Source organism: Ilumatobacter sp. (assembly GCF_041688325.1).
In the GTDB taxonomy this organism is placed as follows: domain Bacteria; phylum Actinomycetota; class Acidimicrobiia; order Acidimicrobiales; family Ilumatobacteraceae; genus Ilumatobacter_A.
The window spans coordinates 1-6,782 of sequence record NZ_JBDNIJ010000331.1; the positions used below are offsets into that span (position 1 = coordinate 1).

Genomic DNA, 6,782 nt, shown 5'->3' on the forward strand with positions numbered 1-6,782 from the left:
CAGGGCAGCGACATCACAGTTTTCACCGGCGGTGCGGTGCTGTTCAGCCGTGCCTTTCTGGAGTCAACCCGTGGCTTCGACGAGCGCTACTTCCTGTACTACGAAGACGTCGATCTGGCCCTGCGAGGTGCCGAACTCGGCCATTGGTATCGCTGCGAACCGTCGTCGACGGTGTGGCATGAGGGCGGGGCCAGCACCAGCGCGCTCGGTGATGAGACGAGGCGTCTGCAAGAACGCAACCGCCTGTGGTGCGCATTGCGGTTCGGTTCAATCGCAGTCGTCGGGCGAGCCACATGGCTCTCGGTCCGCCGATTGCGACACCCACCCCGAGCGGCACACGCGCGGGCGCTCGGCGCCGGGTACAGCGCATCGGTGCGTCTCGTCAAGGCTCGCCGGCAAGCTCAGCGGCAAGCTCGGCGGCAAGCTCAGGGTGATGTGCAGGGCAGGTCGGCATGAGGCGGCTGCTCCCGGCAGGACGCATTCTGTTCGCAATGGCCATGATCGTGGGCGCGTGGATCCTTGCCACACCTCCATCCGGTGGAGCTGACGAACCTTCACACGTCATTCGTTCCGCCGCGCTGATCCGTGGCGAACTCGATGGTCAGCGAGTGTCGTCGGCACTCGTCGGATTCGAACTTCCCGCCCACGTCGGAGCACCCGAGCCGGCGTGCTTTGCGCTCCAGCCGGCCGTACCTGCGAGCTGCATCGTTGAACTTGAGGCTGGGTCGGGGACCCAGTTGAAGATCACCAAAGCGGCCGACTACCCAATCTGGGGTCATCTGGCGCCGGGCCTCGGCTCGTTGCTGCCCCCAGGGTGGTCGTCGCCAGGGGCACGAGTTGCATCCGCGGCCATGCCGTTACTCCTGTTAGCCGGCGCCCTCTTTGCTGCCAGCCGCCACGGTTGGTGGCCAGCTTCGGGCGTTCTCATCGCAATCACCGTGCCCGTCTGGTTCACCGTCGCGGTCGTCAACCCGTCGAGCCTGGTCATTGCCGGGGGAGTGGCCGTGTGGGCCGCCTTTGCCAGCGCGTGGAGGCGCACCCCGGCGGTGGGCTGGGCGCCGTCGCGGCTCGACCAGGTGTTGTTGGCCGCCGGCTGGGCCGCCATGGTGCTGCCGCGGCGCGACGGGCTGGTCTATGCAGCAGTCGTTGCAGCCTTGGCAATCGTCATTTTCGACGTCGGAATCGGACACCTTCGCCGTTCGATCGCACGGTCGGCATGGGTGGCGATCGTCGTGTCGACGCTGACCGCGTTGGCGTGGGCAGCGCGCAGCGATTCATCGTCGTCGAAGTTGCTTTTCGTCGCTCCATTCGCGCCGGTCGCCGCGATTGGCCTGCGCTGGCTCTGGCGTCGCACAGTCGGCACCGGGCAACGACTCGCGGTGATCGTCGGAGTCGCCAGCGCCACACTCGTCGGGTCATACGTCGTCATGGGAACCCGGGCCGGCGGGTTCGACGGCGCCGTGTTCCAGCGGACGATCAACCAGACCGGTATCGACATGCGGGAGGCGATCGGCATCGTCGGCTGGCTCGACACCGCGGTGCCGCAGTCGATGGTTTTCGTCTGGCTGATCGGGCTCGGACTCCTCGTCGCTGGCGCAATCATCGCCGAGTCGCGGCGACCAACCATCGGTGCGGTCGCCATCTTGACGACTGGCATCTGGATGTCGTGGGTGTTGACGATGGTCCAGAACGACGAGTCCGGCACGTACTGGCAGGGGCGGTACTACCTCCCGCTGCTGGCGGGCATCCCGATCGTGCTGACGACGGCATCGATCGATCGCCGTCAGGCCGCACGGTTAGGCAAGGCCGCCGTGGCGCTTTCTCTCGTGGTCGCCAACGTCGCCATTGCAGCCGCCATGCGCCGATGGGGCGTTGGCGACCAAGGCACGCTGACTCCGTGGCAGTGGGACACCTACGCCACCGTCGTTCCACCGATCGCACTCGTGGCGCTGCACGGCGCCGGAACATTGCTGCTCTGGCAATCGGTTGGCCTGGTTGCCGGCCCCGCCGACGCGCACGGCAGCGCGGTTGCTCCGACGCTCGAAGAAGGCGTCAACCTGCTGGGCTACCACCGAGCAGCGAGTGGGCTCGGTGTTGCTGTTCGACGCATCCACGCCGCGCTGGTCGCCGCAGGCGTTCCGGTCTCGCTGTACGACGTCGAACTGACCGACAGCCCACTCGCCGGGGCCGGAAACGGGGCCGGGGTCGGCGATTGGCCGCTGCGGCGCACGACGATCGCTGTGGTCACCGCGCCAGAGCTTCCTGCGGCCCTGACAGCGACTCCGCAACTCCGCAACGTCGATCGAGTGATCGGCTACTGGTTCTGGGAAGTCGATCGCGTTCCTGATGGTCATGGCGTTGCCTTCGACCTCGTCGACGAAATCTGGGCACCAACCGTGTTCGTTGCCGACGCGTACCGGGCAGTTCCCAACGGCCCTGCGGTGACGCACCAACCGATGTACCTCGCTCGGCCCGACCTCGACCCCGATACACACCGCGCATGGCGGCAACGGCTTGCGCCGAACGACGAGTTCGTGTTCGTCGTGGCGCTCGACCTGTTCAGCATCGTCGAGCGGAAGAACCCCTTCGGTGCGATCGACGCATTCGCTGGCGCATTCGCTCCGACCGACGCCAACGTGCGCCTCGTCATCAAGACGCTGAACGGCGACAAGCGGGCCGAGTCGCTCGACCGAATCACGACGCATGTCGCCAACTCGGCCCTGTCCGAACGGATCGAAGTGCTCGACGAGTTGCTGTCTGACAGCGACATGACGGCCATGGTTGCGGCTGCGGATTGCCTCGTGTCGTTGCATCGCGGCGAAGGGCTCGGCCTCCACTTGGCCGATGCAATGTGGCTGCACACCGCAGTGCTCGCATCGCGCTACTCGGGCAACCTCGACTTTATGGACGACGAGTCAGCGGCACTGATCGACGTGGCGATGATCGCTGTTCGCAACGGTGAGGGCGCCTACCCCGACGGGTTCCAGTGGGCTGACCCCGACATCGGCGCCGCAGCTGCGTGGATGGTGCGGCTGGTCGATGAGCCGAGGACCCGCACACGGATCACCGAACGGGCCTACCGACGCATGCAAGATCAGCCGAGCGAAGAGCGACGCGGCCAGCAGTACTTCGAGGCGTTGAATCGCCAGGTTGCCCGAGTTGCATCAACCGGCCCAGGTACCGTCACTGTCTGATGGCGAACTCTCCGAAGGTGAAACTGAAATCGGCAGCCCGAGCCACAGTCGGGCCCGTGCGCAACTACTTCAACAATCACTTCGAGATGACGAAGCAGGAAGTACGACTCGCAGCCGCCGAGTCCGGCGCTGCGGCCCTCGATTACGCTCAGTCCGGCGGCCAACTGGCGGAACTCTCGAACGTCGTTGCCGAGACGCAGCTCTATCAGTCGAAGATGATCAGCGAACTCCGTCGCGAGATCGCTGCACTGCGCTCAGAACTCGCACAAATGTCGGCCACATCTGCCGAACTTGCCGCCGTTCTCGCGGCGATGACCTCGACGCCTGACACACCCTGACGGCACGATGATCGTCTTCGACATCCAGGCGGTGCAAAGCATCGAGCACGGCGAGCGCGGGATCGCTCGGTATACCGGCGAGCTGGCGCGTGCGCTGCAGGCCAGGCACCCACACCTCGTTGACGTCTTCGCATACAACGACGCGATGCCCTACGCGGCGCGCCTCGACGCCTTGGGCCTTGAGGGCAAGCTTCAATCGTTCAGCGAGCTGCGCGGTCAGCGGGTCGACCTGCTGCACGTCAACTCGCCGTTCGAGCAACCGAGCATTGGTGAGCTGGCCGTACCCGTCATCGCCGAACGCACGGTGGTCACGTGTTACGACCTGATCCCGTATCTGTTCTCCGACATCTACCTGCCCAATGCGGGTGCGAAAGCGTGGTACCAGTCGCGTCTCGGGATGCTGGTGTCGTCCGATGCCATCGTCACCGATTCTCAGTCGGCTGCCGATGACGTCATTCGGATGCTCAGCGTCGATGCGTGTGTGGTCACGTCGATCGGTGCAGGAACAGCCGAGCAGTTCGCGCCGCCGACCGACACGCTCGCCGACCGGATGGTCGAACTGAACAAGGTCGTGCCGACCCTGCTCCCCGGGTTCATCATGGTCCCGGCCGGCCCCGAGTGGCGCAAGAACCTCAACGGTGCGGTCGACGCCTACAGCCGACTCGAACCAGAGCTTCGCCAGCGCCACCAACTGCTGATCGCGTCGAAGATCGCCGAGGGGCAACGCGTCACATTCTTCGACTACTGCCAAGCGCGCGGGGTAGCCGACGACGTGGTTGTCACCGGGTTCGTCTCAGACGCCGACCTGGTTCGCCTGTACCAGAGCGCCGAACTGGTGCTGTTTCCGTCCAAGTACGAAGGGTTTGGCCTGCCGGTGCTCGAAGCCCGACGCTGCGGGGCCCGCGTCATCACCTCCAACGTGTCGTCGCTGCCCGAAGTGATGCCAGAGCCCGTCGCGCTGTTCAACCCGTATGACATCGATGACATCGCCGCGAAGCTGCGCGCTGCGCTTACCGAGAGCGATGTGATTGCTTTGCTCGATACGGCTGCCGATCCCGGATTCACCTGGGAGCGCGCCGCCGACACGTTGGCCGACGTGTATGCCGAGGTCATCGGCCGGCCGTCACTGCCGCGTGGTCATCCACGCAGGCAGATCGCACTGGCTGCACCGCTGTCGGTGTACGAGCTGGAGTTGGCCACGCGCACCCTGGCTTTGGCCGCCCAGCTCGAATCCGAAACCGAATCCGATGTCACGATCTTCGTGCCGAACGATGCATCACGGTTCGCCGAAGAATGGGGCCGCAACGTCCAGAACGTTCGGATGCTGCCTGCACACCAGGCAGCCGGCGAATACGACGTAGTGCTGTGTGTGCTCGGCGACAAGGCAATCGAGAAGGCCTTCACCGCGATCGCTCGAATCGTGCCGGCGCAGCTTGCTGTCTGGCCAGACGATGTCAAGCAATCGAAGCAGGCGCGCACACTGGTGGCCGTACTCGGCCCGGCAGTCGAGGCCGGTCAGTTGGCGGCTGCGATTGCTCGGCGCGCGCCGAACGGCGGCTGACGCCAGAGTTCGTCAGCCCACAGCTCGACGAAGGTGTGGAGCTGTTTGGAGATATCTGTCGGCCCGTGGACTCTGCCGACGGATCCGCCTCGCAGGTGGGTGACAGCGACCGTCGGGTGGAGGCGCACTCGGCCACCGAGGCGACGGAGGCGAAATGCGAAATCAACGTCTTCGAAGTACGCCGGATGGAATCGTGGATCGAACCCGCCGACGCGTTCGTGAGTCTCCCTGCGCATGATCCAGCAGGCTGCTGACGCGTAGTCAATATCTGCCCCGGATGCGGGCGTAGTCAGTCCATTTGGCCCGACCCATTGTCCGGCCTCGTCAAGACTGCCGTTGGCGCCAAGCAGGCGCGGAGCAATCAGGTCGTCAGGGTGAGCTGCGAGCTCATCGAGCATCGGGGTCAGCCAGCCGTCATGGACCATCAGGTCAGGATTGACGAGACAGAGAACGGTGCCGCGTGCCACCGCCACGCCGAGTTCGTTTCCGCCCCCGAACCCGAGGTTCTCGTCGGGCATTGCAAGCCGGACCCCCGAGGTCGTCAGCGCGAGATGCTGCCCCGTTGCATGCCCGCGTACGGGGTGGAGGTTGTCGACCACGATGATTTCGGCTGGTACGTCATCGGCAGCGCAGCTCGAGATGAGGCGGCCGAGCGCGGCGTCGATCATTGCCGAATCGGTCCCGAACGTCACGAAGACGAACGAGACCAACGGTTCCGAGGTTGGTTCGATGATGTGGCGCGCAGCAGGTGAACCAGTCCGACGAAACATGGTCGATCAACGCTCCTGCAGGGCGTTGCGGAGGAACGCGGTGTCGAGGCGCTCGGTGAGCGATTGTTCCCGCCGGGCTGCAGCATCAAGTGCCTCGGCGGCCTGGCGCTCGGCCATGGCGTGCCGTTCTCGTTCATCGGAGAGCTCGGCGGCCAGCTCGGCGACGCGCTGCTGCAGCACAGCGCTGTGGTGTACACCGGTGTCAGGGCCGGTTTCTTCGAGCGCTGCAGCAACGCGCGCAATCTCGTCGACGACGCTGGCGCTCGACGCAGTCCGGCCACCGGCGAGCGCAGCGTGTGCTGCGTCGAGCGCATCTCGGTCGGCTGCTCGAGCCAGGCAGTAGCGGTCAGTCGGGGCGAGGAGCCCGCCGAGTGAATTGGCAGCAGCGGCGAAACCATCGGTGGGATCTTGGTCGACGCCGAGATGTTCGAGCATCCGGGTCCGCGTGTCGATGGCGGCGGGGTCGAGCGTCTGTTCGAACAGCGCACACCACAGCGTCGTGTCGCCAAACATGTCGGTCTCGATCGAAATCATCGCTGCCGCGCCTGCACGCTCGCGATCGTGTAGCTCGATGTCGCGTTCGATGACGACGGCGTGCACGGTGGTCGGCCAGGCAGTAGTCAGCGCTGGTTGCCACAATGCACGGCTCATCACCACTCGCTCGTGAACGCTGCGTAAGTCGAGTGACACGTCGTTGCGGTGGAGATCGATCTGGGCCCGCATGACCCGCGCGACGACGTCGCTCTGCCAGCTGGCTGGATCGAGCGAGCTGAGGACTCCGATTCGATGGGTATCTGGAACAGCGAGCGGGTGGGTATCTGGTACAGCGGTCGGGGCGGGCTGGTACATGCGGAGAGTGGACGATCCTGTTTGTCTTTTTTGGCTGCCTTCTGTGCCTTCTTCCACTCGCGCACAACAG

Annotated in this window: 5 protein-coding genes and 1 pseudogene; 4 read left to right on the top strand and 2 right to left on the bottom strand. The window is 65.1% G+C overall.

The annotated features are described in order from the left end of the window. The 4 genes from ACH2EI_RS17220 to ACH2EI_RS17235 form a co-directional block, all read left to right on the top strand. The coding region (locus ACH2EI_RS17220) for a glycosyltransferase family 2 protein (RefSeq protein WP_395160946.1) at positions 1-456 on the top strand (456 nt) is incomplete at its 5' end. 35 nt (positions 457-491) lie between these two features. Further along, positions 492-3,194 carry a DUF2142 domain-containing protein gene (locus ACH2EI_RS17225; protein ID WP_395160948.1) on the top strand — a complete coding sequence of 901 codons (2,703 nt, stop codon included), beginning with the start codon at positions 492-494 and terminating at the stop codon, positions 3,192-3,194. Then, on the top strand, positions 3,194-3,532 hold the full coding sequence (locus tag ACH2EI_RS17230; RefSeq protein WP_395154434.1) for a hypothetical protein: 339 nt from the start codon (positions 3,194-3,196) through the stop codon (positions 3,530-3,532). Before ACH2EI_RS17225 ends, ACH2EI_RS17230 begins: the two co-directional genes overlap by 1 nt. A gap of 7 nt (positions 3,533-3,539) precedes the next feature. Further along, positions 3,540-5,093 (top strand): glycosyltransferase family 4 protein, encoded by a 1,554-nt coding sequence (locus ACH2EI_RS17235; protein ID WP_395160950.1) that lies wholly within the window; start codon positions 3,540-3,542, stop codon positions 5,091-5,093. Here the strand turns inward: ACH2EI_RS17235 and ACH2EI_RS17240 are convergent. Together ACH2EI_RS17240 and ACH2EI_RS17245 are read right to left on the bottom strand one after the other, a co-directional pair. Next, complete coding sequence (locus ACH2EI_RS17240) at positions 5,048-5,863, bottom strand: glycosyltransferase (protein ID WP_395160952.1); 816 nt, start codon at positions 5,861-5,863, stop codon at positions 5,048-5,050. The two genes, ACH2EI_RS17235 and ACH2EI_RS17240, sit on opposite strands and share 46 nt — an antisense overlap. Positions 5,864-5,869: 6 nt before the next feature. Beyond that, positions 5,870-6,782 (bottom strand): annotated as a pseudogene (locus ACH2EI_RS17245) (hypothetical protein); the annotation flags it as partial.

Bases quoted from the DNA above. Each gene is read 5' to 3' on its own strand.
- ACH2EI_RS17235 (WP_395160950.1), top strand. From the start codon at position 3,540: ATGATCGTCTTCGACATCCAGGCGGTGCAAAGCATCGAGCACGGCGAG.
- ACH2EI_RS17225 (WP_395160948.1), top strand. From the start codon at position 492: ATGGCCATGATCGTGGGCGCGTGGATCCTTGCCACACCTCCATCCGGT.
- ACH2EI_RS17240 (WP_395160952.1), bottom strand. From the start codon at position 5,863: ATGTTTCGTCGGACTGGTTCACCTGCTGCGCGCCACATCATCGAACCA.
- ACH2EI_RS17230 (WP_395154434.1), top strand. From the start codon at position 3,194: ATGGCGAACTCTCCGAAGGTGAAACTGAAATCGGCAGCCCGAGCCACA.